Origin of the sequence: Bradyrhizobium sp. AUGA SZCCT0431, assembly GCF_018131065.1 — a bacterium.
Classification (GTDB): domain Bacteria; phylum Pseudomonadota; class Alphaproteobacteria; order Rhizobiales; family Xanthobacteraceae; genus Bradyrhizobium.
The window spans coordinates 1-24924 of sequence record NZ_JAFCLR010000048.1 but is presented as its reverse complement, the minus strand read 5'-3'; the positions used below and the strand labels follow the sequence as shown (position 1 = coordinate 24924).

The window sequence follows — 24924 nt, the reverse complement described above, 5'->3', positions numbered from 1 at the left end:
TTCAAACCGGCGTTACTTGCTCGCGTTGCCGCTCACCCCTCAGCAGGGGCGCCAGCGTCCGTCGGGCCCCATATACGTCGCGTCGGGTTGAATGCCGCAGGCGGGACGCAGGCTCTGCGGGCGTTGGACGGGATAGGCATAGGAATCGTCATAGGCCGGCCCGTCGTAATAGGCGTAGGAATCCCTGTTGCGGAACGGGGCGGTCGCAATCGCGCCTGCTGCGCCAACCGCGCCGCCGACGACACCGGCTGCGACTTCGCCGGGCCAGAAGCCGGACGATCGATGGCGATAGTTGTAATCATTCGTCCACTGCTGCGCCATCGCAGGTGTCGCAATCGTCGCCGCCAGCAATGCCGTTGCGCCCAGAAGTTTCAGTTTTGTCATTGGTTGCTCTCCGCAAATGTTGTGCGGGGCCAACCGATCGCAGGGCTCGATGTTCCGATTTTGGGTTGTGCTGCGTTCAAACCGGTGTGATGTTCCTGTTCCCGCATTTTGAAGCACCCCCAAGAACTCCAAGAGAACTTCAAGAGAGAACTGCAAGAGAGAAGTTCAAGAGACCTTCAAGAGAATTTTATGCCGACGCGTGACCTCGATTACCGCTGCGACGACGTCAATTTGCGGGGCTATCTCGCCTGGAACGACAATGCCGCAGGTCCGCGGCCGGGCGTGCTGGTGTTTCACGAGGGACTGGGGCTCGGCGAGTTTGCGATGGAACGCGCGCGGCGGCTTGCAGACCTCGGCTATATCGCGCTCGCTGCCGACATGTTCGGTGATCGGCGGCAGGCGATCAATCTGCAGCAGGTCGCGACCGTGGTCGGCGGCCTGCGTGCCGAGCCGGAAAAACTCCGCGCCCGCGGCCGCGCCGCGCTCGCGGCGCTGGCGGATTTGCCTGATGTCGATACCAGCCGGCTCGCGGGAATCGGCTTCTGCTTCGGCGGCTCGGTGGTGCTGGAGCTCGCGCGCGAGGGCGCCGATCTCAAGGCTGTCGTCAGTTTCCACGGCGTGCTGGCGACGAAAATGCCCGCGCAACCCGGCCGCGTGAAGGCCAGCGTGCTGGTGTTAACAGGCGCGGAGGATCCGCTGGCGCCGCCCGATCAGGTCGCCGCGTTCGAGAACGAGATGCGCGAAGGCCACGTCCGCGACTGGCAGGTCATTCTCTATGGCAACACGCTGCATGGATTCACCAATCCCGCCGCCGACGGTTCGATGATGCGCACCGCGCTCTACAACGAGCAGGCCGATCGCCGCTCATGGGGGGCGATGTTGGGTCTGTTTGATGAAGTGTTTTCCGAAGATACTAATTCGGTGTGAATATTGCCTCTGACAATCAGGTCAAGCGGTGTCATAAGGAAATTCGAAACGTCATTGCGAGCCACCGGGGCGCGCATTCGCGCGACCCGGTGGCTCGCAATGACGGGAGAGTGGGAGGCATATGTTCGGAATTCTGGGGCTTGGGTTTTTGCTGGGCATGCAACATGCGCTCGAAGCCGATCATATCGCCGCCGTCTCCAGCATCGCCGCGCGCCGCAGCCGTGTCGATGACATCGTCAAGCACGGGCTGACCTGGGGGCTCGGCCATACGCTGACGCTGTTCGTCTTCGCCGGCTGCGCCATCTTGCTCGGCAGCGCGATCCCGGAAAGCGTGGCGCGTCCACTCGAGGCCGCCGTCGGCATCATGCTGGTCGGCCTCGGTGCGCATGTGCTGTGGCGGCTGTGGCGCGACCGCGTGCATTTTCACAAGCACGGCCATGGCGACGGCACCGTGCATATTCACGCCCACAGCCATGCCGGCGAAACCACGCCGCATCTGCGCACCGCGCACGCCCATGAGCATGGTTTTCGCTGGCGCACATTGCTGGTCGGGTTGATGCACGGCATGGCGGGCTCGGCTGCACTGCTGGTGCTGACGGTCTCGCAGGCGTCGAGTCCCGCGGTCGGGCTCGGTTATGTCGCGCTGTTCGGGATCGGCTCGATGATCGGCATGGGCGCATTGTCCACCGTCATCGCCGTGCCGCTCGCGGTGTCCGCGCGCTGGCTCACCTGGGCCAATCGCGGCCTGCAGGGCGCCGTCGGCATCGTCACGATCGCCATCGGTGCCACGACCCTCGTCGAAAACCTGTTTGTATGAGCAAATCTGTTTGCCTCAGTCCGCTGGATCCGCTCGCCCCGTTAACAATTGCTGAGCGGGTTCGCTCGCAATTGAACGGCGGGGGATGCTGACGCGTTAGCCTTACCGGCAGTTTGGTCCGGCCCCTTAACCCTTGGGGGTGCCCGTTCGATTAGATTGCGGTCAGTGGAAAACGGGGTCCCAGGGCGATGCGCATTGGCGTGACACTGGCAATTCTGATGGCGACGACGTCGACGGCCTTGGCCGGTGGCGGCTTTGAAATCGTGATTCCGGGTCGCCCCGGTGTTCCCGTCATCATCAACGGCGTCGATGCATCCTATTCGGTGGTCGAGGGCGACTGGGGCCTCCTCAGGGGCACGCATGTGCAGCCGACCGTCTATGGTGGCCGCTATGTCGATCCGGTGCCGCGTGTCGGTCATTATTATCCGAGCGCGGGTCATCTGCCCGGTTACGGCCGTCTGGAAATCGAACCGCCGGCGAACCGAAGGTTGCCGCAGCCGGCCGAAAGCTATCACCAATCCTGGTCTGCACAGTCGGCGCCGCTGCCGGCGCAATCCAACGTGCCCGTTAAACCGCCCGAGATCATCTACGCACCGCAGGAGGACCGGCGTCCACGTCGGCATCCCACGGGACTGCTTCCACGCCCTTAAAACCACGCCAACAAGAACACCAACAGGCAAAACACCTACAGGAGAGAGTAATGCGTCATCTGATTTCAGGACTGGTCGCGGCAGTCGCCGTGACGGCCGCTGCGCCCGCGATGGCGTGCGGTTACGCCACGTGCGGTTACGCTGCACCCGTCGTCTACGCCGCACCGGTTGTTGCGACCTACACCTCGGCGGGCTGCAATCCCTGTGGCGGCGTGGGTTGGGGTTATGCCCGGCTCGCCGATCCCGTGCAGCAATATTACTACGTCAACCAGGGCCCGACCTATTCCGGTCCCGGCGCCTGGGCTCCGGCCCGCGTCTATCAGGAAGACACCGTCGTCGGCTATCGTCCGTATTACGGCTACGGCTACGGCGTCGTGGCCCCGCGGGCCTACGGCTACCGCTACGGCGTTCGTCCGGGCATCCGTTACGGTTATGGCGCTCGCTATGGCACCCGGTACGGCTATCGCGGCGGCGCGCGCTTCGGCCGTTACTGATCCGAAAGTTCGAATCAATGAGTCGGCGCCCGTTCGCATCCCGCGAGCGGGCGTTTTCATAGCGTTTTCGAGCGAAGTGGATTCCGGTTCGCGTAAAGAAAACGCGTCAAAAATAGAGAGCTCTTATTTCATCAATCCCAGCCTGGAGGCGCCGATATAGAGCGCCAGCACCGCGGCGTTCGAGACGTTCAGGCTCTTGATCTCGCCGGGCATGTCGAGGCGCGCCACAACGCTGCAGGTCTCGCGCGTCAATTGCCGCAAGCCCTTGCCTTCGGCGCCCAACACCAACGCTAGCGGCTGCTGCAATGCGACAGCGCCGAGGTCTTCAGCTCCTTCGCTGTCGAGGCCAACGGTCATGAAGCCGCGGTCGTTCAACTCGTTCAGCGCGCGGGCGAGATTCTGCACGGTCACCAATGGCACCATTTCCAGCGCGCCGGACGCCGACTTCGCCAGCACGCCGGTCGCCTCGGGGCTGTGACGCGCGGTCGTGACGATCGCCTTGACCGCAAACGCCGCGGCCGAACGCATGATGGCGCCGACATTGTGCGGATCGGTGATCTGGTCGAGCACCAGCACGATGCCCTCCTGCGCCAGCGTATCGATATCCGGCGAGGGCAGGGGCTCGGCCTCCGCGAGCAGGCCCTGATGCACGGCATCGGGACCCAGCCGCTGGTCGATCGCGCTCGGCCGGACGAGTTCCGGGGGCACGCGGGTGTCGATATTCTCGTCGGCCAGGCGCCGGGCGGCGTTCTCGGTCAGAAATAGTTTGCGGATCTGGCGTTCCGGATTGGCCAAAGCCGCCGCAACCGTATGCCACCCATAAAGAATCACCGGCCCGTCCGGGCTGGTGTCCCGGTCGCGCCAGGCCGGGCGACCGCCCGGTTTCCGGCCTTTTTCGAAGGGTTTGCCGCCGCCACGGCGGAACGGCGGTTTTCGGTCGCGATCGTTCATGCGCCAGCTTGTGTCACGGGTTCCGGATTATGGCAATTTGGCCCCTCGAGGCTCGTTTTTCGAGGCTTCCCTTGGTTGACTTTGCCATGGCCCTTCGCCCATAAACGCGCCCGACCGGGAGCGCGCCATCGGCTCCAGGTATTAACGTCATCCATGGCCTGTCCGCCGCCATCAAGCGGTTGGGTTTGCGATGCAGTTAAACGGGGGAGTGTCCCGAGTGGCAAAGGGAGCTGACTGTAAATCAGCCGTCTTATGACTTCGAAGGTTCGAGTCCTTCTTCCCCCACCACGCTTCGCCCTGACGGGCTACGCGTGGCGCAGCCGCGCTAGACCGTCTGGTCGATGCGTGTCCGGCGTAGCTTGAGCGCAGCGAAAGCGAAGACGGACTCTGGCCGCCCCTGGCGAAGGCTGCCGCGGTGTAGCCCGGCGGATCATCAATCCTGGGGTCGGACATGCTCTCCTTCCTGAGCGAATTCTGGATGTTTCTGCGGGTGCGGAAGAAGTTTTGGCTGCTGCCGATCTTCATCATGATGCTGCTATTCGGTTCGCTGCTCGTCTTGTCGAAAGGCTCTGCGGTCGCGCCTTTTATTTACGCGATTTTCTAGATGGACAGCCTCAGGCCCATGCCAAGCCTTGCTGGAGGCGAAAGATTTCGCGCTGCGTCCCGACGATAGTCATTGCTCATGTCATCATGGCCTCGATCCTGAGCGATGGAGACCGCCGAGGAGTTTGGTGAATCGATCAGCAATCGCAGCCTGCCGGACGGGCTCGCCCATGCGACTTTCAGACATCTATTGAACTCTGGAGCCTTCCCGCGGTTGGAGTCATACTAGTGGAGGTCGCCACCATCAGCGGTCGGGCGAACGCACAGGGGGGCTTTGCATGAGGATTCTTCCGATACTTGCCGTCGGTATTGCGCTAGCGCTCGCTGGATGCGGCAGAGATCCAGGTCCAAAGGGCGACCCGGGCCCTCAGGGACCGGCCGGCCCCCAAGGGTCGCAGGGCCCCCAAGGCGTGCCCGGTGCGCAAGGCCAAGCTGGGCCACAGGGCCTCCAAGGCGTGCCCGGTGCGCAGGGCCAGGCCGGGGCACAGGGGGCGCAAGGTCCACAAGGCGCTCCGGGCGAAAGGGGCCCGAAGGGCGACAAAGCCGATCCGGCGACGGCGAACGTTCGCGCCGTTCAAGGTGATGGCGCAGTGAGCTGCGAATCCAACGAAATGTTGGTGTCGGTTTTCTGTCCCGGTGGCGGCGTATCCGAAGGAGCAAAATGTGCGACCGCGCCAACGATTGGGCTTTGTCTGATTAAGCCCTAGCACGCGCGGCACGAGATGAACGCAAAGTGGCCTGTCGTTTCATGCCGACGGGCCAAGCGGCTTTTTTACTTCGGGCTGCCGATGCCACCGTACTGAAGTTGGTTTGACGAGCCTATTTTCCCCCCCCAATTAATTAAGAGAGCGCCGGGCGTCAGTGGCCCTATTAAAATCCATGGGAAGCCGGATGGCTCCCTCAAGAAGTGCCAGCCTGCAATGCGCCGTCGCCACGCCGGAAAATCCCGAACCTTCATCATCGTCGCGTTGCTGCTGCTCGCAGCCTGCGTGGCCCCGGTGCTGTGGAACTATCCGAAACTCTACGCGCGCGTGCTGGAGGACCGGCGTTTTCCCGCGTTGAGCCGCTACGCGCTCGAGCCGGTGCCCGATGTGGCGCTGGTCGGCAGTTCGATGATGTTCCGGATCTATGAAGGCTATTTCAGCACCCGGCTGCGCAATGTCGCGATCGGCGGCGGCTCGCCGCTGACGGGTCTTGCGATCATCGCGAGCTATCCGAAGTTGCCGCGGGTCATCGTCGTCGAGACCAACATTCTCTCGCGGCCGGTCGATGCGACACTTGTCGAGAACTTCGGCAACAACGCCGCCGAGCCGTTCGCATGGTTCTGGCCATACCGCGTCGCGATTTCCTGGGTCTATTACTGGCTGAAGTATAAATCCGAGAGCCACAACGTCGCGACGTTGCCGCAACAACCGCCGTCAAGCTACGAGATCAAGACATCGCTCGACGAAGCCGAGGCCGAATATGCCAATCCCGCTTACGACGCGACGATGGCGGCGAACGCCGCAACCCTGCAACGGCTGGTCGCGCAGCTCGAGAGCAGGGGAGTCCAAATCTATTTCGTGGAATTGCCATATCCCGGCAATCTCGGCCAGTCGCGTTATGCGATCACCGCGCGAACGCTGGCGCGCACGGCTTTTGCCGACCGCAGCAGATGGCCTGATATCAACTACCATTTGTCCGAGCTGCGCTGGGTGGACGCCTCGCACATGGACGAGCGGTCCGCCATCATCGTGGCGCGGGAGATCGACGGCTTCCTCGGCCGCCTGACGGCAGCAAAGGCGCCGTCACAGGTTTGCGTGCGGCACACGCCGCGGGCGAATTGCCGCAGCTTGAACCCCGGCGAGCTGGCTCACGACCAAGCGGCCAGGAGAGAACAAAATGTTCGAATGGCTGATTCCGATTTTGATCGGCGGCGGTGCTGCTGCTCTGGCTCCTTGATTTCCTCGGCCTGCTTGAGCTCGTGAGCGCCGTTCTGGAGCTGATCGGGGCAGTGATTTCCGGCGTTGTAAAGCTTGCCAGCTATGTGATTCGCCGGTTGACCGGACCCTCAAAGATCCAGCTCTGAGCGTCGTAGCCCTAGGCGGTAACGCCCGGCGCCTCCGTGGTCGGGAACGGCTCGCCGGGAAGATAGAGGGCGATCGGGCGGATCTCGTAGACCGCGGTCGGATTGACCTTGCGCAGGTCGCGGGCCACCGCGATCGCGGCGTCGCCATCGGCGCAGTCGACGACATAAAGCCCCAGCAACTGCTCCTTGGTTTCGGCAAACGGCCCGTCGATTACGACCCCCGCGCCCGGTCCTCGCAAGGTGCGGGCCTTGCCCGTCGCCCCCAGCCGCGCCGACGGCCCCAACAATTTCTGTTCGTTGAGCCGGTCGTGAACGCGAAGCAACTCGGTCATCAGGGCGGCATCCTCTTCCGGCGTCCAGGACTGCACCTCGGCTTCCACGTGATAGGCCAGAATGGCGTAAAGCATCGATATCTCCTTGGCTAAAGCGTTTTCGAGCGAAAGCCTGCCCCGGACTTGATCCGGGGTGGACCCGGTTCGCATAGCAATCAAGTTTACGCAGATTGCGTAGACTTATCTGCGGTAGAAAACGCGTCAAAACAAAAATGGGGCCGGATTGGACGCCTGCGAGGACGTTTGGCAAAGGCCTATCCCGACAAATCCGTTTCAACAAAGTGTCAGTTGGTCGCCGGGTGAGGCACGTCACGAAACATTCCGGAAACACGATATAGGGGCGCGGTGCTTGAACGCGCGGTGGCAAGTTAACGACTGATGAACAGAACGCAGCAAGTGCGCATCATCCACGGAGACGGTCATGCAACGCAAGCCAGCCTCGATCATCAGTGACGCCACCCGGTCCCATTCGGCGTCGCCGGCATCGACGCAGCCCGGCGATTGGCACGACGTCTCCGGCCATCACCGCTATTACGGCAGCTCGGCCACCAATGGCGGTGAGAACATTGTCGAAAGCCGCCGCGGCGCGCGGCCGCGATCGGTCAATCTCTGCGGATTCTGACCGGCCTTCGGTCCCGAGATCACCCCCATGGCCGACGTCACCCTGGGCACGCTCTTCATCCTGTTCCTGCCGTTTCTGTTGTCGCTGTTCGGGCAGGGCGGAATGGCGAAGATGCTCACGCTGGTGACGAGCATTCTGGCCCTGCTGCTCAGCGTCAAGGAATACGGCGCGGTGCTTCCCTGGATCACCGGCATGGCGATCGCCCTGATTTCGGTGTGGGAAAGAATCCGGCGGCGCCGGATGGCGTGAGCGGTCGGCTCAAGAGCTTCTGAACCTCTGAATCGAACAGCCCGGGCCTATTGCTCTCGTCCCGGGCTTGCGGAACAATGCCGCCAGCGATGGAGGAAGAGATGGGAGCAGCGTTCGCAGTAGCGCTCAACGTACCGTGCTGAAGATCGTCTTGCTTGGCACGTTCGTCAGCGCCGGCTGTGTCGCGGCGGCCTTTGCGCAATCCGGCAATGCCGGCGGCACCATCGGCAATGATGAAAAGGCGCTCTCGGGCACCAGGCAGGAATTGCAGTCGGCTGGACCAGCGCAGGACAGCAATACATGTATCGTCGCCGATCCGACCGGAACGCCGCTCAACATCCGGACATCACCGAACGGAAAAATCGTCGGCAAGATCGCCAACGGCGAGCGCATTCGGATTTCGGACCAGACCACAGAAAACGGAAAGCAATGGGCTTACATTTCGAATGCCGCTTCCCGGCCGATCGGCTGGGTGTTTCGAAAATTCCTCGTGTGTAAATGAATTGCTCTGGTCGCGAGTTGCCGCAATTCCGCACCCGCCAACCAAAAAGGCGCGGCGGGATTCCCGCCGCGCCCCAACTTTTGAACTCGCTGGTCCAGGGCTGAGAGCGCCCCGTTGCCAAGCCCTAAGAAACTAGCCTCGAGAGCTTAGCGGGCGATCCCAGCGAGGTGACAGCGCTTGGTAAGAGACACTGGATCACCTCCTTTCGTTGTTTGTGGAAATAAGAGTATAGGCAGCGAATCTGTCGCTGTTAAGGGGCGGACCCGCACGGATTCTGGCCGGAACCGGACCGGTTTGCCGGGCGGCCGGGCATCGTTTTGGCGGTTTTCTGGCGGTTTCCCGGCGGTTTTCTTTGCGGTTCCCGGGGTGGTTGAGGCCGCCTCCACGGCGTGTTAGGTGATCGCCCAACGCGGGTGTAGCTCAATGGTAGAGCAGCAGCCTTCCAAGCTGAATACGAGGGTTCGATTCCCTTCACCCGCTCCATTTCATTTCCCGCCGTGAAGCAACCGATACCAGCCATGGCGTCAGCCGGGAGCAAGCAATCCTTGCTTGAACAGAGAGCCAGGCGGCGGCAGGTCTGATGCGCATCATCTACTTTGGCCTGGGTTGGGTGATGGTCGCGCTCGGCGTGATCGGCCTTGTGATGCCGCTGATGCCGGGGGCGGTTTTCCTGATCGTGGCGGCGGCGTGTTTCGCGCGCTCCTCGCCGCGTTTCGAGGCCTGGCTGCTCGAGCATCCGACATTGGGAAAACCGCTGCGGGATTGGCGCGCCGCCGGAGCGATCCCGCGCACCGCCAAGATCATGGCTTGCGCGGGGATGGCGGTCGGCTTCGCGGTGTTCTGCTACACCTTCGCGCCTTCAGTGCCGCTCGCCTTGGCCGTGGCGGCGGGTTTTTTGGCCTGCGGCGCCTACGTCGTCTCGCGTCCGGCGGTGGCCCGGCAGGACACGTCGATCTAGCGATCGCCGCCACGAGCACAATGGCGTCCGCATGCCAGTCCTGATCCCAAGTAGCCTTGTGCAGCCGGCCGTCTCGAACGATGCTCGCGAACTCCGCAAAGCCTCATCAGGAAACCCGCCATGCAAGTCGACGTCAAAACCGCCACCGACCGTCTCATGCGCTTCCTCGCTGTCGAGGGCGTGACCGGAAAGGAGGCCGCGATCGGACGCGAGCTCAGCGCGGCGCTGCAGGAAAGCGGCGTGCCGGCGAGCGCGATCCGTCTCGACGACGCCAACACCCGGATTCCCGTGCCGACGGAGACCGGCAATCTCATTGTCGATCTGCCCGGCCGCGGCGCGATGCACAACCAGCCGCGGATCATGTTCATGACCCACATGGACACCGTGCCGCTGTGCGCCGGCGCCAAACCAAAACTGGCGGGGCGCAAGATCGTCAATGACGCGAAGACCGCGCTCGGCGGCGACAACCGCGCCGGCTGCGGCGTTCTCGTCACGCTGGCGGCCGAGCTTGCCAAACAGAAGCTCGATCATCCGCCGATCACGCTGCTGTTCTGCGTGCGCGAGGAGAGCGGGCTCTATGGCGCGCGCCACGTCAAGACCGCCGAGCTCGGCTCGCCGGTCATGGCCTTCAACTACGACGGCGGCTCTGCCTCCAATGTCACGATCGGCGCCGTCGGCGCGGATCGCTGGCAGGTCGAGATTTTCGGCCGCGCCTCGCACGCCGGCGTCGCTCCGGAGCGCGGGATCAGTTCGACCATGATCCTGGCGCTCGCGCTTGCCGACGTGAAGGCCGGTGGCTGGTTCGGCAAGGTGGTGAAGCGCAAGCTGCAGGGCACCAGCAATGTCGGCCCCGTCACCGGCGGCGAGGGAAGGCCGGCCGGCGACGCCACCAATGTCGTCACCGACTATGTGCACGTGCGCGGCGAAAGCCGCAGCCACGACAGCAAGTTCTTCAAGGAGATCACGAAGGCCTACAAGGCGGCGTTCGAGAAGGCCGCCAAGAGCGTGAAGAACAGCGACGGCAAATCGGGCCGCGTCAAGTTCAAGGCCGAGACCGACTATTATCCGTTCCGAATGAAAGAGAGCCTGCCCGTGGTCAAGCGTGCGATCGAGGCCGTGTCCGGCATCGGCGCAACACCTTCCATCCGCGCCGCCAATGGCGGGCTGGATGCCAACTGGATGGTCCGCCACGGCGTTCCGACGGTGACCTTCGGCGCGGGTCAGAACGAGCCGCACACGATCGACGAATGGATCAATCTCGACGAGTACGACAAGGCGTGCGCGCTCGCGGTCCAGCTCGCGACGATGCGGTGAGCGCCAAGGCGGCAAAATCACGACGCCTCATTCGCCCGGAACCAGGCTCCCGAGCGCCGGCGGCGATGCACGCCGATGCTTTCGGCGCGAAAGATACAGCATCAAGCCGGTGACCACGAATAACGGCATCAGGGCCGCGGCCAGCATGAACACGAGCTTGCCCGGCCATCCTCCGAAGATGCTGCCGCGGTGGATATCGAACATTCTTACCAGGATTTTCTCGCCGGCCGATTTGTCCGCGTAGAGCTCCGACGAAACCAGCCGGCCGGTGACGGCATCGATCCGGAATTCGTCGCGCGCGCCATCCTGCGAGGCATCGGGTGCGCGGGAGCGGATCCGCACGACCGTCGCCGCGCCGGCCGGCAGCGTCAGCAGTGCCGTTGCGAAGCGGCCGTCCCGTTCATGCAGGAATGTCGACCAGACGCGGTCGAGCGCAATCGGGGCGGTGTCGGTCGCGGCCGTGCCCTTGGGCGATTTCGGTTGCATCTTCGGCTGCGTCTTCGCCTGCATCGTTGCTGCGGCGACCGGGGGGCGCGACAACAGCCAGGTGGCGCCGTCCTTGAACCAGTCGAACGAATACCAGAGGCCACTGAGCGCCATCACCAGATAGGCCACCAACACCCAGGTGCCGACGACGGAGTGCAGCGAGCGCTGGAAACCCCGGCCGTGCAATGCCAGATTTGGCTTCAGCCACATCCTCACGCTGCCGGCGCGGCGCGGCCATCGCAACACGATGCCCGAGATCAGCAGGACGATCAGGCCGATCGTGACCGCGCCGTTGATTGGCCGGCCATAGCCATTGCCGTCGCCGGGCAACAGCAGCCAGCGATGCAGTTTGCGGACGGTGACGAAAAAGTCCTCGCCGCGTGGCGAGCCGAGCAGGCGGCTGTCATAGGGATCGACATAAACCGAGGACGGCCGCGAGCCACCTTCGTTGCGGGCAAAGCGGATGCGCACCGCCGCTGACGGATCGCTGGTCATCGTCACGGCCGAGACCTTGCCTAAATCCTGGGCGGTCTGCAGCCGCGCGACCAGCGCATCCGGCGTCAGCATCGGCGCCGATCGGGCCTCGACCCGCATGATGCCGGCGTTGAGGCTGGCACCGATCTCGTCCTCGAAACTCATCATCGCGCCGGTGATCCCGACCACGGCCACCACCAGCGAGATCGCAAGGCCAATGACGGAATGGACCTGCAACAACGCGGCCTTGATCGAGTGTGTACTCATGGCGGAAAAAACATGTTGTGGGAATCGGCGCCGGAAATCGGCAGGACTCGTTGTATTCGCCGCCTGTTCAAACAGCGTTTCCCGACAATACCGATGAGATGCTCATCCTGCTACCCCAGAGCGGAGGGACGCAGTTTGTAATCGTTCTATGTTGCGTGTTGCTCTCTCAACGTCATGCACGCACCACGAACAATAATGTCGACTTCTAGATGCTTGTCGAAATTTTGTTTGCCTCGCTGGCCCCGAGGTACGACACCCTGCGCGGTTCTCAGAACTTCACCGTCGCCGACAGCGACACCCGCCGCGCGTCGCCCATCGCGACGTTCAGATTGTTCACGGCGGAAGGATAGTAGACGTTGTCGAACAGGTTCTTGACGTTCAGTTGGTAGATGACGGGCAGGGTCTGGTATTTGGTCTCGTAAGTCGCGAACACGTCCGCGACGACGTAAGAAGGCAGGACGAAGGTGTTCGCCGCGTCGCCTGGCCGGTCGCCGACATAGTGGGCACCGGCGCCGACCCGGAGCCGGCCGGGCAGGGCCGTGCCGAAGTCGTAGACCAGATAGAGCGAGGCCGTGTTCAGCGCCACGTTCTGCAGCGCCTTGCCGGTCAGGACCGGATCCTCGGTGACCCGCGCGTCGGTATAGCCGTAGCTGCCGATCATGCTCCAGCTGTCGGTCAGCTTTCCCGTGACGTCGAGTTCGACGCCGTGCGAGCGGACCTTGCCGGCGGTGCGAAACTCGGTCACGCCGGTGGCGCTGTTGAGCTGCGATACCAGCACGTTCTTCTTGTCGATGTCATAAAGCGCCAGCGTGCCTGACAGTCGCTTGTTGACGTCGAACTTGACCCCGGTCTCCCACGAAATACCTTCTTCGGGCGCGATGTTGGAGCCGATCACCACACCGCCGGTGAGCGGCGCAATCGTCGAAGTCGGCTTCAGCGACTGCGTATAGCTCGCGTAGAGGGAGATCTCTTCGGTGAGTTTGAGGATCGCGCCTCCGAGCGGCAGCACCTTGTCACCGCTGAGATTGGTGTTCGCGACGAAGGGGCGTCCACGGCCTGCCAGTTGTTCGAATTCTATGTAACGGATGCCGCCGACCAGCGCGAGCCGGTTGGTGAGGTGAAGCGTGTCCTGAAAAAACAGCGCCCTTGTGCCGAGCTTGTCGGTCTGGTCGCTGTCGCTGGCCGAAACTGTCGTGCCCGGCTGCAGCAGGCCATAGACCGGGTTGTAGATGTTGAACACGTTGGGGGTGGCCTGCCGGATCAGGTCCTTGCGGTAGATCGTGCGATACTGGGCGTCGCCGCCAGCCAGCACGTCGTTGCGCATGCCGCCGATCCAGAACCCGCCCTGCAGGTAGGACGTGCCGTAACTGACGTTGCTGAGCGAACCCCGGGTGCCGTCATTGCTGCGGGTGATGATGCCGGTGACGGGATTGACCGCGGTGATGCGCAGCTGATTGGCGCTGAAGCTTTCGGTGTTGTAGCTGTAGGCCGCATACAGCTTCCAGTCCTGGTTGATCCGGTGATCGATCGAGGCCTGCATCAGGTCGGACGTCCCCCACATGTTGTTGTAGGGCTCGTCGAGCCGGCGTGTCGCCGGTATCGCAAGCGGCTTGTTGGTGCGGGAGTCGAGCGCGGTGCCGCGGTCGAACGGAGAAAGGAAATCGCGGTGCTCATAGTTGAGCTGGACCGTGGTGTTTTCGCCATACCAGGCCAGCGACGGCGCAATCAGCGTTTCACGGCGATTGCCGAAATTGCGCCAGTAGTCCTCGTTGACGCCGTAGGCGATGAAACGATAGGCCAGACCGTCCTTGCCGATCGGGCCGGTGATGTCGAAGGTCGCATCGGCGCCGTGCTTCGATCCATAGGTCGAGCCCAGCACCGAAATCGAGCCGTGCTGGTAGAGTTCCGGACGCTTGCTGATCGTGTTGACGATGCCGCCGGGATCCATGATGCCGTACAGCAGCGAAGCCGGTCCTTTCAGCACCTCGACGCTTTCGACGGCGGGATTGAGGCTGCGGCCCTGAACCAGCGGCATGCCGTTGCGCATGATCGAGCCGTCGCGATTGTCGCCGAAGCCACGCCTGATGACGGCGTCCTGGGTGCCGGCGAGCGTGTTGGTCTGGGTGATGCCGCTGATATTGACGAGCGCGTCGTCGATATTGCGCGGTAGCTGATCCTTGATGACCTGCTCGGGCACGATATTGACGGATTGCGAGGTGTCGAGCGGGGAAGCGCCGGTGCGCAGCGTCGTCGAGCTCGGCATCGCGCGATAGCCGAGCTTGGCTTCGTACTGCGCGGCCGCTGCCGCGGCGGCGCGCTCCGACGGCGTTGGCTCCGCAGGCGCAGCATTTCGATTTCGCTGGCGCGCTGCTGCCGCCTGAGTCCGCCGCGCGGATGTCCCGGCCGCGCGCGCGGGCTTGCTTCTTTGCGTCGGCGATTCCACCGTCACCGGCGGCAAAGGAACGCTCGATTGCGCACTGGCGATCGTCGTGGCAGAGCAGAAATCGACCAGCAGGAATGCAGCACCGATGAGCAGATGCGCAGAGTTCTTTTCGGTTCGATTTCGATAGTCCTCCACGAGCCGGCAATCAGCGTTAACAGTCACTTCGATTCACTTCCATGCAGAGACAACATTTGCGATGGCTGCCTCTAGCAGCCGCCGCGAACAAAAAGAACTTTGCTGGAATTGAATCTCTCTAAGGACCGGCGTGCTTCAGGCCGATGTCTGCAAATCCATCACGGCGCTGAATTTGTAAGCGGCAGTTGCAGAATAATCATGCGGGCAAGGCCCTTCCAGCGTTGCGACACCATGTCGAGATGGCGCAGGAACTGGCGGCGGGACAAACCGTCGAAAAACGCCAGCGGATTTCGCAATGATGGCGAGCGCTTCGGCGCCGGCAATTCCCGGCAGATGATCTGACGCCGTTGGGCCGGTGGATCTCAAGCCGTATGGCCGGGATCGAAATCCGACGGAGTCTTCTTTCTGCGTTGTGGGACCATTGTTGCGGGATCCGGCTGTCCCGGTACTCCTCGCGGTCCGAGTTGCTCGCGCTGAATGTCGTCCTCCGATTGCCTCGGTCGGCCGTCATCGACTTGCCGTCGAATTTTGATGCTCTCGTCGTAGATTTGCCGACTGGTTTTGGTTTCCGGCATGTGGGCACCCGTTTTCAGCTAGTTCGCAACTGCGCATGGTCGCAAACCAAACCGATCCGAAATAACGTCACCGATGGCGTTTCCGTTCCTATCGGACCAAAGATGATCACTTCCGTCACACGATCAGCCGGCCGACCCGATCGGCCACCGTGATCTGCGCCTCGGTCCCCGAATTGAACTCGAGGCGGTCGGCTTCGATGCCGTCGCTGAAGATGACGCCGTTTTCCGGCATCAAGGAGCGGACGCTGAGCCGCTCGGATCCTGTCAGTTCGCCATAGACCAGATTGACCTGCGAGGTGCGGCTCGGAAACGGTTCGCGCACGGCGAAGCGCAATGCGTTGCAGTCCCAGGCCTGCGCCGCATAGGGCGCGGGCTCGCTCTGGCCGCCGAACGCATTGGCGATGGCGAGCGAACCGGTGACGATGCTCTTGAACCACGCCGTCGAGCCGAGACCGGTGGCGACGATCAGGCCGCTTGATGACTGCGTCTCCTTGTGCTCGCCGGCCGCGATTTCATAGACCGCTGAAATGTGCGTGCGCGCGCCGATGAAGAGCTCGTTGACGGCATGGAGCACCTGACCGTTGGTCAGCGAGGCCCTTGCCATGGTCACCGCCTTGAAGCCGCGCTTGTCGGCGGCAACCTCGCGCAGCAGGGCAGGGAGATCGTCCGGCACGAACGGCAGCAGGATGCCGTCGTAACGCCGGGCGTCCGGGTTGAGGCCGATCAGCGGGTGGCCGTCGAGATATTTCATGGTGTTGGCGACCACGCCGTCCTGGCCGAGCGCGACCACGATGTCGGCGGGGCCGAACAGGAAGTTGGGCAAGAAACTCCGGTCGATGATCTGGTAGCGGCCCCATTGCTCCAGCGTCTGCACGGAGCGGTGCCGCTCTGCCTGATAGACGTCGTGCTCGCGCTGATAGTCGGAGAAGTCGGCGCCGAGATGCTCGACATAGAATCTGGCTTGCGCGGCCGTCAGGTATTTCGCGATCAGATCTTCCAGCCGCGTCTTGCGGGTGACCAGCACCACCTTGCGGTCATTGGCGGCGGGCATGCGCGGTCTCCGCCAGTCTGGGCTTCTCCATCAGCGCGTTGAGCAATTCCGGCGAGACGTTCAACTGGCCGATCCGCTCGGCCTTTTCGGCGATCCCGCCGAACGCCTGCGCGATCAGCTGGCCGGGCTGCATGCCCGCGGCGGCAAGCGCCTGGATCACCCTGGTGTCGACGCCCTCGAAGATCTTCATCAGCGCGCCGACGCGGTAGGCTTCGGCGTCCGCCAGCGTTCTGGTGTTTTCCGCGTTGAGCGCCACGAAATCCCCGCGCTTTGCTTCCAGCGTGATGTCGGCGACCATGCCGGCTTCGCGCAGTTCGTTCTGCTTGGCGACCACGCTGGCCTCGGCGTCCATCTGGGTCTCGCGGATCGAGCGCTTCTTCTGCTCGACGGCGATTTCAGTGTCGAGTTCGCTCTCGCGAATCGCGCGTTCCTGTTCCACCGCGAAATTGCGCCGGGCGAAGATCGCCTCGTCGGCGTTGCGCAGGATTGCCTCGCGCGCCTCGGCTTCGAGCGCCTTGGCGGTGTCCGGCGTCGGCTTGACGGCGCGGATCGATACGCCGAGGATTTCCAGCCCGAGCGAAGCGATGTCGGCGCGGCTCTTGAGTCCGGTTGCGATAATGTCGGCGATCCGGTCGGAGGCCTGCAGCGCTTCCTTGAGCGTCAGGTCCTTCACCACCTGTTGTGCCAGCACCTCGACCGTGCCGAGGATCCGCAGCGGCAGTCTCTCGGGGTCGTCGGACTCGTAATTCTTGCCGTCCTTCTTGAGCGTGAAATTGAGCATGGCGGCGGCCCGCTTGGGATCGCCGATGCGATAGGTGACGTGGCCCTGGATGGTGACGGCCTGAAAGTCGCGGGCGATCTGCTCGAAGATGAAGGCGGCGTCGCGGCTGCCGATCGGCACCGCGACCAGCGAGGTGACCGGGGAATAATAAAACCCCGAGAGGCCCGCGCCTTCCTGCGTGACCGCGCCGGCGCGGTATTTCATCAGATAGGTCGTCGGCTGGGCTTTGATGAACCGAATGCCGAACATGGCGTGTACTCCTATTGGCTCGCTCATAAGTTGGTCTGGACAACTAAGTAAGTTGGACAGTACAACTAAGTATGCTATTGTCAAGCCCGGCGGCAAAAAGGTTCATGGACACGGATTCGGGCATGGAACAGGGACGGGGAACAAAATCGGGCAACTCGGGGGCGCTGGATTTTCCGCGGCCGCTGACGACGGTCGACGTCGTCATATTCGCCGTGCGGGACGACGCGCTCCAGGTCCTGCTGGTTCAGCGCCCGGCAGGTGAGGGCGAGCCGTTTCCGGATTCCTGGGCATTGCCGGGCGGTTTCGTGGACATCGACCGGGACCGCGACCTCGAGGCCTGTGCGGTCCGCAAGCTCAGGGAAAAGACCGGCATGGTCAGTCCCTATCTCGAACAATTGGGAAGCTGGGGAAGCGCCGGCCGCGATCCCCGCGGATGGTCGGCGACCCACGCCTATTTCGCGCTGATGCCCGATTTGCCCGCGAGCGGCCCCGGCGCCGCCGACGCGCGGTGGTTTGGCGTTGGTTCAGGTAAGCTCAAGATCAGGCTTGCCTTCGACCACGCCGATATTCTGGAAGCGGCGGTGCAGCGCCTGCGCAGCAAGGTCGAGTACACCTCGCTGCCGGCCTATCTGATGCCGCCGGAATTCACGCTGCCGGACCTGCAGCGGGTCTACGAGATCGTGCTCGACCGCCCGCTGGAAAAGAGCGCGTTCCGCACCCGGATGCTGGCGGCGGACCTGATTGAGCCGGTGGCCAAAATGCGCAAGGGGCCGAACCGGCCGGCCCAGCTATACCGGCTGAAGAAGGCCAGATCCCCGGTGTTCTTTGCCCGGACGTTCAACGCGCCGGGCTGAGGCGTTTCGGCGCGCCACAAGCCAAAGGCGGATAGCTTCATGCCGGGAATGCAGGGCTCATGGCCGCAAAATAGTGTATCGGCTGGGCATCGAGCGCCGGGGGGACATTCCGGCGCCACCAAATCAAAAGTTTCGGAGGAAGTTTCATGTCGGCTCTGCCACTCCAAGGCATCAAAATTCTCGACCTGACGCGGGTGCTGGCGGGGCCCTTGTCGGCGCAGATGCTGGGCGATCTCGGCGCCGAGGTGATCAAGATCGAGCGTCCGGGCGGCGGCGACGATGCCCGCGCCTTCGGCCCGCCCTACCTGCAGGACCCCGAGGGCAAGGCGAACAACAACAACTCGTTCTATCTGTGCGCCAACCGCAACAAGAAGTCGGTCACCGTCAATATCGCCTCGCCGGAAGGCCAGGACATCATCCGCGAGCTCGCAAAGTCCTGCGACGTGATGATGGAGAATTACAAGGTCGGCGATCTCAAACGCTACCGGCTCGACTATGAATCGATCAAGGAGATCAATCCCGGCATCATCTATTGCTCGGTGACCGGTTTCGGCCAGACCGGACCTTACGCGCCGCGCGCCGGCTACGACGCGATATTGCAGGCGATGGGCGGCCTGATGAGCGTCACCGGTCATATCGACGGCGAGCCCGGCGAGGGGCCGATGAAGGTCGGCCCGTCGATCGTCGACTACATGACCGGCATGAACACCTCGATCGGGATTCTGTCGGCGCTGTTTCACCGCAAGGTCAATGGCGGGGAGGGGCAGCATGTCGACGTCTGCCTGTTCGACACCGTGATCGCCTCGCTGTCGCATTGGCTGCAGATCTACCTCGTCAACGGCGTGACGCCGCCGCGGCGCGGCACCTGGGGCAATGGCGGCATGCCGGCCGGCGTGTTCCGCGCCACCGATGGCGAATTGATGCTCGTGGTCGGCAATGACGGCCAGTTCGCGCGCACCTGCGCCGTGCTTGATGCCCCCGAGCTTGCGACCGATTCAAGATTCCTCAAGAACAACGACCGCGTCGTGCACGGCAAGGAGATCATGGCGATCTTCGCCGGACTGTTCCTGAAGAAGCCGGTGGCGTACTGGCTGGACGAGCTGCAGAAGGCCGGCGTGCCTTCCGGTCCGATCAACAATTTCGAACAGGTGTTTTCGGATCCGCACGTCCAGTCGCGCGGCATGCGGGTCAAGGTCGAGCATCCCTTCGAGCCCGAACTGTCGCTGATCCGCAATGCCATCTCCTTCTCCGGCACGCCGGTGAAGGAGTATCGCGCGCCGCCGCTGCTCGGCGCACACACCAAGGAAGTGCTGGCGACGATCGGTTATGACGACGCCAAGGTGGAGGCGCTGAAGGCACAGAAGATCGTCTAGGCGAAACAGCGACATTTCGATCATCTTCGAAGCATGATCGCGGCGAATGACATTAGTCTTGCGCCGTCGATCCGCCAATCGAAGGTGCCGCCATGAAACGAGAAGCCCTCCGCGTCGAACCGATCTCGTCCTATCTCGAGAGGTGGGGAGCGCCTCCGGGATCGCCGGTGACGCGCGCCGGCAGCATGATCTTTGTCTCCGGCTTGCCGCCATTCGATCCCGAGACCGGCGAAATCCTCAGCGTTCCGATCGAGCGCCAGACCGAACTGGTTCTCGAGCAGATGAAACGCTGTCTGGAGGCCGCGGGCGCATCGCTGGACAATGTGATGAAGTGCAACATCTACTGCACCTCGGCCAGGCACTTTGCAGCCGTCAATTCGGTCTACCGGCGCTACTTTCCAGATGACCCGCCGGCCCGCATCTTCGTCTGCATCCCGGAATGGACCGGACCGTTCGACATCGAGATTGATTGCGTGGCGATGATGTAGCTCAGATATCCTGCCGGGTCAGCCGGCCATACGGCGGCACCATGGACCGGGCCGGCGCTTTCTTCGCGGGCTCCCCGCCCGTCAGCGCCATCACGCTCACTGCCACCACGCGTTCGACGATCGCATTCACGTCGTTGAGGTCGCATTGGCCTTCCGACAGCTTTGTCAGCCGCTCCTTTTCGCGGATCGTGTGGTGCGACATCGCGAGGGCAAAATGCAGGCCCCAATAGAGCTCGGCATCGTCGCGGCCGGGCAGGGAGCGGCGCATCGCGGCGACGAATTTCCGCAGATGATCGACCTCGCGATTCTTGATGCGGCGGATCGGCGGCACTGACTCGATCGACGCGCGGATCATGAAGCGCGCCGCGGTCGAGCCTTCGCGGTCCGGGCCGAGGCAGCCGCGCAAGGTCGGGCCGACCAGCGCGTGCATGATGGCCTCGATCGAGGCGCGGCCGCCGCCGGCTTCTTCGGCCGCCTTCAATTCGTTGAGCCGCTCGCGGTTGGTGGCGAGGCTGCGGGTCACGAACAATTCCGCGATCAACTCGTCCTTCGATCCGAAATGATAATTCACCGCGGCGAGATTGACGTTCGCCTCGGCAACGATGTCGCGCAATGTCACATCGCCGAACCCGCGATCGGCGTAGAGCCGTTCGGCGGCGGCGAGAATGGCGGAGCGGGTATGATCGGACGCCATAGCCTCGAGCCTTTTCCCGTCATTCTCGGTGCGCAATTGCGCACCTGGGGGCGCGCGAAGCGCGAACCTGGAATCTCGAACCTGCAATCTCGATCCTGCCACCTCTGGATTCCGGGTTCAGCCCTGCGGGCTGCCCCGGAATGACGAGAAGCGGAAGGAGTTGCATTTCAAACGTGTGTATGAAACTATCGTTTGAAGGACTGGAAATGTCAATCCGCCTCCATCGAAGCCAGCAAATCTCTTGCGGCGCACGAGGGGCGGGCAGACAGTGCCGCCAAAGGTTTCAAAAGCCACCAAATATCTTCAGAAGGGAGCGTCCCATGGACTTCAATATGTCAGAACGCCAGACCGAATGGCTCAACCGCGTTCGTTCGTTCATGAAAACGCATGTTCGGCCCGCGGTGCCGATCTACGACAAGCAGGATGCAGAGGGACCCCGCTGGAAGGTCATCCCGATCCTCGAGGACCTGAAGAAGAAGGCCAAGGCCGAAGGCCTCTGGAACATGTTCATGCCGCCGAACGCGCATGAGGATGATGAATTCCGCGGCGCGGGATTGACCAATCTCGAATATGCGTTGCTGTCGGAAGAGATGGGCCGCATCTCCTGGGCTTCGGAGGTGTTCAATTGTTCCGCCCCGGATACCGGTAACATGGAAGTGTTTATCCGCTACGGCACCAAGGAGCAAAAGCGGAAGTGGCTGCGGCCGCTGATGGACGGTGAAATCCGTTCCGCCTTCCTGATGACCGAGCCCGCGGTGGCGTCGTCGGACGCGACCAACATCGAAACGCGCATCGCAAAGGACGGCGACCACTACGTCATCAACGGCCGCAAATGGTGGTCGTCAGGCGTCGGCGACCCCCGCTGCAAGATCGCGATCCTGATGGGCAAGACCGATCCGAACGCGGCGAAACACCAGGCGCAGTCGCAGATCCTGGTTCCGCTCGATACCCCCGGCATCAAGGTCGAGAAAATGCTTCCGGTGTTCGGCTATGACGATGCGCCGCACGGCCACGCCCAGGTGCTGCTGGAAAACGTTCGGGTCCCTGCGGAAAACATCCTGCTCGGCGAGGGCCGTGGCTTCGAGATCGCGCAGGGCCGTCTTGGTCCGGGCCGCATCCATCACTGCATGCGCACCATCGGCAAGGCCGAAGAGGCGCTTGAGAAGATGGTGAGGCGGCTGGCCTCGCGCACCGCGTTCGGCAAGAAGATCATCGAGCACTCGGTGTGGGAACAGCGTATCGGCGAAGCGCGCGCCGACATCGAAATGAATCGCCTGCTGTGCCTCAAGGCTGCCGACATGATGGACAAGGTCGGCAACAAGACTGCGCAGGCCGAGATCGCAATGATCAAGGTCACCGCGCCCAACATGGCGTTGAAGATCATCGACAATGCCATCCAGGCCTATGGCGGCGGCGGCGTCTCCGACGAAGCCGGCCTGGCGAAGGATTATGCCCATATCCGTACGCTCCGCCTGGCTGACGGTCCGGACGAGGTGCACAATCGCGCCATTGCCAGACTTGAACTTCGGAAGTATGCAAACACGTCGCACTAACCAGTAACAAAATGGGAGCGCGTTCTCCCCGCCGTCATTCCGGGATGGTCCGTAGGACCAGACCACAGGTGCGCAGTTGCGAACCGGGGAATCTCGAGATTCCGGGTTCGATGCTGCGCATCGCCCCGGAATGACGGATGATAAAGTAAGGGAGCGTCATCGTGGCGGACGGCGTCAGGAAAGACGAAGAGTTTTCAGGCACCAAGGAAGTCGAGGAGCGTCATCGTATCGATGAGAAGCGCCTCGATGCGTGGATGCGCGAAAACGTTGAAGGCTATCAGGGACCGCTGACCGTCCTGCAATTCAAGGGCGGCCAGTCCAACCCGACCTACCGGCTCGATACGCCCGGACGATCCTATGTGATGCGCCGCAGGCCGTTCGGCAAATTGCTGCCGTCGGCGCATGCGGTGGATCGCGAATTCCGCGTCATCGCCGCGCTGAGCAAGCAGGGATTTCCGGTTGCAAAGGCCTATGCGCTCTGCACCGACGACGGCGTGATCGGCTCGGCCTTCTACATCATGTCGATGGAAGAGGGGCGGGTGCTGTGGGATCCCACGCTTCCGACCCAGACGCCAGGCGATCGCTACAAGATTTTCACCAGCAAGATCGAGACGCTGGCGAAGCTGCATCTGTTTGACCCGCAGGCCATCGGCCTCGGCGATTTCGGCAAGCCCGGCAATTATTTTGCGCGGCAGGTCGATCGCTGGACCAAGCAATACCGCGCCTCCGAAACCCAGCACATTCCGGAATTCGAAAAGCTCGCGGAATGGCTGCCGAAGACGGTGCCGGAGCAGAAGCGCGTGTCGATCGTCCATGGCGACTACCGCCTCGACAATATGATCTTCCATTCCACCGAACCGCGCGTGCAGGCGGTGCTGGACTGGGAATTGTCGACGCTCGGCGACCCCATGGCCGACTTCACTTACCTCCTGATGCAATGGACCATGCCGGGCCTCGCCAACGCCGATCTGAAGGCGCTGAACATCCCGAGCATGGAAGCGGCCGCGCAGATCTACTGCAACGTCACCGGTACCGAGGTCCCCGACCTGAACTGGTATTTCTCCTACAATCTGTTCCGCCTTGCGGGCATCACGCAGGGTATTGCGGGCCGGATCCGCGACGGCACCGCGGCCAACGCCAAGGCCATCGAGTCGGCGAAGCGCACGGTGCCGCTGTCGCAGGCCTCCTGGGAATACGCGCAGAAGGCCGGCGCGAAATAATTTACAACATGGCGCGGTCCATCCGGATCGCGCCATGCTTCATTCATTGCATCCGTAGGGTGGGCAAAGGCGCGTCAGCGCCGTGCCCACCATCTCTCCAGATCGTTGTTGCTAATGGTGGGCACGCTGTCGCTTTGCCCACCCTACGATCCGCGATTCACCGGAATCCATCTTGGCTCTCTCCCCAAATATCCGCGGCAGCCTGATCATGGCCACCGCCATGGCCGCCTTTACGATCAACGACTCCATCACCAAGGCGGTGTCGGCGGAAATCAATTTCGGCCAGGTGATGCTGGTGCGTGGCCTGTTCGCGATCGTGCTGGTCGCAGCGCTCGCATTCCATCAGCGCGCGTTGCGCCCCTTGCGCACGGTCGCGACGAAGCCGGTCGCGCTGCGCGTCATCGGCGAGGTCGGCGGCACGATATCGTTCATGGCGGCGCTCACGCATCTGCCGCTGGCCAATACCTCGGCGATCTTTCAGGCCTTGCCGCTCGCCATCACGCTCGGCGCGGCGCTGGTGTTTCGCGAGCCGGTCGGCTGGCGGCGCTGGCTGGCGATCGCGGCCGGTTTTGTCGGCATGCTCATCATCGTGCGGCCGGGAATCGCGGGCTTCAACCAGTTTTCGTTGCTGGCGCTGGTCTCGGTGGCGTTCTGCGCCCTGCGCGACCTCTCGACCAAGAAAATACCCGCGCAAATCCCCTCGCTTTTCATCACGCTGTTGATGACGGTGACGGTGACATCGGCCGGCGCGGTCATCCTGTTTCCGCTCGGCGGCTGGACGCCGCCGTCCAATCATGCGCTGGGCATGCTGGCGCTGGCGGCGGTACTGGTGCTGATCGGCTATCAATGCATGATCGTGGCGCTGCGATCCGGCGATATCTCGGCGGTGGCGCCGTTCCGCTATTCGGCGCTGCTGTGGGCCATGCTGCTCGGCTATTTCATGTTCGGCGACAGGCCTGATGCCATGATGCTGCTCGGCGCCTCGATTATCGTCTCGTCCGGCCTCTACGCGTTCTATCGCGAGCGCGTCCGCGCAAGGCCGGTGGCGGCAACCACGTCAGGCATTCCGCCCGACGGGCTGTGAGCGTCTCGTTGTTTGATGGAACCGATCGCGGGATGGTGTGGACCGGGCAATTGACGGGCAACCCCGCGATCATATCTCCGGCGCAAGAGGAGATCTGACCATGATCCAACAACTTCGCATCTACGAGATCTTCGAAAGGAACAAGGCCGCGTTCCATGACCGTTTTCGCGATCACGCGGCGCGTATCATGCGTACCAAATACGGCTTTCGTATTGTCGCGATGTGGGAAACCAAATTCGGTGACAGGACTGGACTGCACCCCTGGAACGAGACACGATAATTTCTGTGACAGTGCGGTTGCCATGATGCGTTATCGTGCTTTGTTT

The 24924-nt window shown here is 62.8% G+C and carries 27 protein-coding genes and 2 tRNA genes; 20 read left to right on the top strand and 9 right to left on the bottom strand.

The window, feature by feature from the left end:
* Positions 1–39: 39 nt before the first annotated feature.
* On the bottom strand, positions 40–384 hold the full coding sequence (locus JQ567_RS32535) for a hypothetical protein (RefSeq protein WP_212442606.1): 345 nt from the start codon (positions 382–384) through the stop codon (positions 40–42).
* Between the two features lie 189 nt (positions 385–573).
* Here JQ567_RS32535 and JQ567_RS32530 point away from each other — a divergent pair, with 189 nt between their 5' ends.
* The 4 genes from JQ567_RS32530 (at position 574) to JQ567_RS32515 (ending at position 3272) form a co-directional block, all read left to right on the top strand.
* A complete protein-coding gene (locus tag JQ567_RS32530) occupies positions 574–1311 on the top strand; it encodes a dienelactone hydrolase family protein (protein WP_212442605.1) in 738 nt (245 codons plus the stop codon).
* 121 nt (positions 1312–1432) lie between these two features.
* Positions 1433–2128, top strand: coding sequence for an urease accessory protein (locus tag JQ567_RS32525; protein ID WP_212442604.1), 696 nt, complete (start codon positions 1433–1435; stop codon positions 2126–2128).
* Positions 2129–2316: 188 nt separating this feature from the next.
* The gene (locus JQ567_RS32520; protein ID WP_212442603.1) at positions 2317–2778 is read left to right on the top strand and encodes a hypothetical protein; all 462 of its coding nucleotides are present in this window, start codon (positions 2317–2319) and stop codon (positions 2776–2778) included.
* Positions 2779–2828: 50 nt separating this feature from the next.
* Positions 2829–3272: a hypothetical protein gene (locus JQ567_RS32515; protein ID WP_212442602.1), complete on the top strand. Its 444-nt coding sequence runs from the start codon at positions 2829–2831 to the stop codon at positions 3270–3272.
* A gap of 123 nt (positions 3273–3395) precedes the next feature.
* Here JQ567_RS32515 and rlmB read toward each other — a convergent pair whose 3' ends face one another.
* On the bottom strand, positions 3396–4223 hold the full coding sequence (gene rlmB, locus JQ567_RS32510; protein ID WP_212442601.1) for a 23S rRNA (guanosine(2251)-2'-O)-methyltransferase RlmB: 828 nt from the start codon (positions 4221–4223) through the stop codon (positions 3396–3398).
* Positions 4224–4425: 202 nt separating this feature from the next.
* On the opposite strand from rlmB, the gene JQ567_RS32505 reads away from it, so the two are divergent.
* From JQ567_RS32505 to JQ567_RS32490, 3 genes are all read left to right on the top strand, one after another.
* A tRNA-Tyr gene (locus JQ567_RS32505) sits at positions 4426–4511 on the top strand.
* Between the two features lie 163 nt (positions 4512–4674).
* Positions 4675–4827, top strand: a complete 153-nt coding sequence (locus JQ567_RS32500; protein ID WP_092183768.1) for a DUF5989 family protein — start codon at positions 4675–4677, stop codon at positions 4825–4827.
* A 919-nt stretch (positions 4828–5746) separates the two neighbouring features.
* The gene (locus tag JQ567_RS32490) at positions 5747–6793 is read left to right on the top strand and encodes a hypothetical protein (RefSeq protein ID WP_212442599.1); all 1047 of its coding nucleotides are present in this window, start codon (positions 5747–5749) and stop codon (positions 6791–6793) included.
* A 112-nt stretch (positions 6794–6905) separates the two neighbouring features.
* Here the strand turns inward: JQ567_RS32490 and JQ567_RS32485 are convergent, their stop codons facing one another.
* Positions 6906–7301 carry a YciI family protein gene (locus JQ567_RS32485; RefSeq protein WP_212442598.1) on the bottom strand — a complete coding sequence of 132 codons (396 nt, stop codon included), beginning with the start codon at positions 7299–7301 and terminating at the stop codon, positions 6906–6908.
* 346 nt (positions 7302–7647) lie between these two features.
* Between JQ567_RS32485 and JQ567_RS32480 the strand changes: the two genes are divergently transcribed.
* From JQ567_RS32480 to JQ567_RS32455, 6 genes are all read left to right on the top strand, one after another.
* On the top strand, positions 7648–7848 hold the full coding sequence (locus tag JQ567_RS32480) for a hypothetical protein (protein WP_249119398.1): 201 nt from the start codon (positions 7648–7650) through the stop codon (positions 7846–7848).
* 27 nt (positions 7849–7875) lie between these two features.
* Positions 7876–8097, top strand: coding sequence for a hypothetical protein (locus tag JQ567_RS32475; protein ID WP_212442597.1), 222 nt, complete (start codon positions 7876–7878; stop codon positions 8095–8097).
* 151 nt (positions 8098–8248) lie between these two features.
* Positions 8249–8599: an SH3 domain-containing protein gene (locus JQ567_RS32470; RefSeq protein ID WP_212442596.1), complete on the top strand. Its 351-nt coding sequence runs from the start codon at positions 8249–8251 to the stop codon at positions 8597–8599.
* Positions 8600–9008: 409 nt separating this feature from the next.
* Positions 9009–9082: transfer RNA gene (locus tag JQ567_RS32465), tRNA-Gly, on the top strand.
* A gap of 97 nt (positions 9083–9179) precedes the next feature.
* Positions 9180–9557, top strand: a complete 378-nt coding sequence (locus tag JQ567_RS32460; protein WP_212442595.1) for a YbaN family protein — start codon at positions 9180–9182, stop codon at positions 9555–9557.
* Between the two features lie 120 nt (positions 9558–9677).
* Positions 9678–10871, top strand: a complete 1194-nt coding sequence (locus JQ567_RS32455) for a M20/M25/M40 family metallo-hydrolase (protein WP_212442594.1) — start codon at positions 9678–9680, stop codon at positions 10869–10871.
* Positions 10872–10898: 27 nt separating this feature from the next.
* Here the strand turns inward: JQ567_RS32455 and JQ567_RS32450 are convergent, their stop codons facing one another.
* The 5 genes from JQ567_RS32450 to JQ567_RS32430 form a co-directional block, all read right to left on the bottom strand.
* Positions 10899–12098 (bottom strand): PepSY domain-containing protein, encoded by a 1200-nt coding sequence (locus tag JQ567_RS32450; protein WP_212442593.1) that lies wholly within the window; start codon positions 12096–12098, stop codon positions 10899–10901.
* 268 nt (positions 12099–12366) lie between these two features.
* The gene (locus JQ567_RS32445; RefSeq protein ID WP_312017505.1) at positions 12367–14703 is read right to left on the bottom strand and encodes a TonB-dependent siderophore receptor; all 2337 of its coding nucleotides are present in this window, start codon (positions 14701–14703) and stop codon (positions 12367–12369) included.
* Between the two features lie 131 nt (positions 14704–14834).
* Positions 14835–14972 carry a hypothetical protein gene (locus JQ567_RS32440; RefSeq protein WP_212442592.1) on the bottom strand — a complete coding sequence of 46 codons (138 nt, stop codon included), beginning with the start codon at positions 14970–14972 and terminating at the stop codon, positions 14835–14837.
* Positions 14973–15366: 394 nt separating this feature from the next.
* Positions 15367–16302: a sugar kinase gene (locus JQ567_RS32435; RefSeq protein ID WP_212442591.1), complete on the bottom strand. Its 936-nt coding sequence runs from the start codon at positions 16300–16302 to the stop codon at positions 15367–15369.
* Complete coding sequence (locus JQ567_RS32430) at positions 16286–17332, bottom strand: SPFH domain-containing protein (RefSeq protein ID WP_212442590.1); 1047 nt, start codon at positions 17330–17332, stop codon at positions 16286–16288. Before JQ567_RS32430 ends, JQ567_RS32435 begins: the two co-directional genes overlap by 17 nt.
* A gap of 104 nt (positions 17333–17436) precedes the next feature.
* Here JQ567_RS32430 and JQ567_RS32425 point away from each other — a divergent pair, with 104 nt between their 5' ends.
* From JQ567_RS32425 to JQ567_RS32415, 3 genes are all read left to right on the top strand, one after another.
* Positions 17437–18186, top strand: coding sequence for an NrtR DNA-binding winged helix domain-containing protein (locus tag JQ567_RS32425; protein WP_249165873.1), 750 nt, complete (start codon positions 17437–17439; stop codon positions 18184–18186).
* 146 nt (positions 18187–18332) lie between these two features.
* Complete coding sequence (locus tag JQ567_RS32420; protein ID WP_212442589.1) at positions 18333–19559, top strand: CaiB/BaiF CoA-transferase family protein; 1227 nt, start codon at positions 18333–18335, stop codon at positions 19557–19559.
* A gap of 92 nt (positions 19560–19651) precedes the next feature.
* Positions 19652–20047 carry a RidA family protein gene (locus JQ567_RS32415; RefSeq protein WP_212442588.1) on the top strand — a complete coding sequence of 132 codons (396 nt, stop codon included), beginning with the start codon at positions 19652–19654 and terminating at the stop codon, positions 20045–20047.
* 1 nt (position 20048) lies between these two features.
* Here JQ567_RS32415 and JQ567_RS32410 read toward each other — a convergent pair whose 3' ends face one another.
* Positions 20049–20741, bottom strand: coding sequence for a TetR/AcrR family transcriptional regulator (locus JQ567_RS32410; RefSeq protein WP_212442587.1), 693 nt, complete (start codon positions 20739–20741; stop codon positions 20049–20051).
* A 320-nt stretch (positions 20742–21061) separates the two neighbouring features.
* Between JQ567_RS32410 and JQ567_RS32405 the strand changes: the two genes are divergently transcribed.
* The 4 genes from JQ567_RS32405 to JQ567_RS32390 all read left to right on the top strand — a co-directional run bounded on the left by JQ567_RS32405 (position 21062) and on the right by JQ567_RS32390 (position 24878).
* Positions 21062–22294 carry an acyl-CoA dehydrogenase family protein gene (locus JQ567_RS32405; protein WP_212442586.1) on the top strand — a complete coding sequence of 411 codons (1233 nt, stop codon included), beginning with the start codon at positions 21062–21064 and terminating at the stop codon, positions 22292–22294.
* Positions 22295–22455: 161 nt separating this feature from the next.
* Positions 22456–23514, top strand: coding sequence for a phosphotransferase family protein (locus tag JQ567_RS32400; protein ID WP_212207349.1), 1059 nt, complete (start codon positions 22456–22458; stop codon positions 23512–23514).
* Between the two features lie 172 nt (positions 23515–23686).
* A complete protein-coding gene (locus JQ567_RS32395; RefSeq protein ID WP_212442585.1) occupies positions 23687–24598 on the top strand; it encodes a DMT family transporter in 912 nt (303 codons plus the stop codon).
* A 100-nt stretch (positions 24599–24698) separates the two neighbouring features.
* Positions 24699–24878 (top strand): hypothetical protein, encoded by a 180-nt coding sequence (locus tag JQ567_RS32390; RefSeq protein ID WP_249165872.1) that lies wholly within the window; start codon positions 24699–24701, stop codon positions 24876–24878.
* Positions 24879–24924 lie beyond the last annotated feature (46 nt).

Excerpts from the sequence above, each read along its gene's own strand:
- JQ567_RS32475 (WP_212442597.1), top strand. The coding sequence starts at position 7,876 with ATGGCCGACGTCACCCTGGGCACGCTCTTCATCCTGTTCCTGCCGTTT.
- JQ567_RS32410 (WP_212442587.1), bottom strand. The coding sequence starts at position 20,741 with ATGGCGTCCGATCATACCCGCTCCGCCATTCTCGCCGCCGCCGAACGG.
- JQ567_RS32520 (WP_212442603.1), top strand. The coding sequence starts at position 2,317 with ATGCGCATTGGCGTGACACTGGCAATTCTGATGGCGACGACGTCGACG.
- JQ567_RS32460 (WP_212442595.1), top strand. The coding sequence starts at position 9,180 with ATGCGCATCATCTACTTTGGCCTGGGTTGGGTGATGGTCGCGCTCGGC.
- JQ567_RS32415 (WP_212442588.1), top strand. The coding sequence starts at position 19,652 with ATGAAACGAGAAGCCCTCCGCGTCGAACCGATCTCGTCCTATCTCGAG.
- JQ567_RS32490 (WP_212442599.1), top strand. The coding sequence starts at position 5,747 with ATGCGCCGTCGCCACGCCGGAAAATCCCGAACCTTCATCATCGTCGCG.
- rlmB (WP_212442601.1), bottom strand. The coding sequence starts at position 4,223 with ATGAACGATCGCGACCGAAAACCGCCGTTCCGCCGTGGCGGCGGCAAA.
- JQ567_RS32425 (WP_249165873.1), top strand. The coding sequence starts at position 17,437 with ATGGACACGGATTCGGGCATGGAACAGGGACGGGGAACAAAATCGGGC.
- JQ567_RS32450 (WP_212442593.1), bottom strand. The coding sequence starts at position 12,098 with ATGAGTACACACTCGATCAAGGCCGCGTTGTTGCAGGTCCATTCCGTC.
- JQ567_RS32525 (WP_212442604.1), top strand. The coding sequence starts at position 1,433 with ATGTTCGGAATTCTGGGGCTTGGGTTTTTGCTGGGCATGCAACATGCG.
- JQ567_RS32535 (WP_212442606.1), bottom strand. The coding sequence starts at position 384 with ATGACAAAACTGAAACTTCTGGGCGCAACGGCATTGCTGGCGGCGACG.
- JQ567_RS32515 (WP_212442602.1), top strand. The coding sequence starts at position 2,829 with ATGCGTCATCTGATTTCAGGACTGGTCGCGGCAGTCGCCGTGACGGCC.
- JQ567_RS32390 (WP_249165872.1), top strand. The coding sequence starts at position 24,699 with ATGATCCAACAACTTCGCATCTACGAGATCTTCGAAAGGAACAAGGCC.
- JQ567_RS32430 (WP_212442590.1), bottom strand. The coding sequence starts at position 17,332 with ATGTTCGGCATTCGGTTCATCAAAGCCCAGCCGACGACCTATCTGATG.
- JQ567_RS32485 (WP_212442598.1), bottom strand. The coding sequence starts at position 7,301 with ATGCTTTACGCCATTCTGGCCTATCACGTGGAAGCCGAGGTGCAGTCC.
- JQ567_RS32500 (WP_092183768.1), top strand. The coding sequence starts at position 4,675 with ATGCTCTCCTTCCTGAGCGAATTCTGGATGTTTCTGCGGGTGCGGAAG.
- JQ567_RS32420 (WP_212442589.1), top strand. The coding sequence starts at position 18,333 with ATGTCGGCTCTGCCACTCCAAGGCATCAAAATTCTCGACCTGACGCGG.
- JQ567_RS32480 (WP_249119398.1), top strand. The coding sequence starts at position 7,648 with ATGCAACGCAAGCCAGCCTCGATCATCAGTGACGCCACCCGGTCCCAT.
- JQ567_RS32435 (WP_212442591.1), bottom strand. The coding sequence starts at position 16,302 with ATGCCCGCCGCCAATGACCGCAAGGTGGTGCTGGTCACCCGCAAGACG.
- JQ567_RS32530 (WP_212442605.1), top strand. The coding sequence starts at position 574 with ATGCCGACGCGTGACCTCGATTACCGCTGCGACGACGTCAATTTGCGG.
- JQ567_RS32455 (WP_212442594.1), top strand. The coding sequence starts at position 9,678 with ATGCAAGTCGACGTCAAAACCGCCACCGACCGTCTCATGCGCTTCCTC.
- JQ567_RS32405 (WP_212442586.1), top strand. The coding sequence starts at position 21,062 with ATGGACTTCAATATGTCAGAACGCCAGACCGAATGGCTCAACCGCGTT.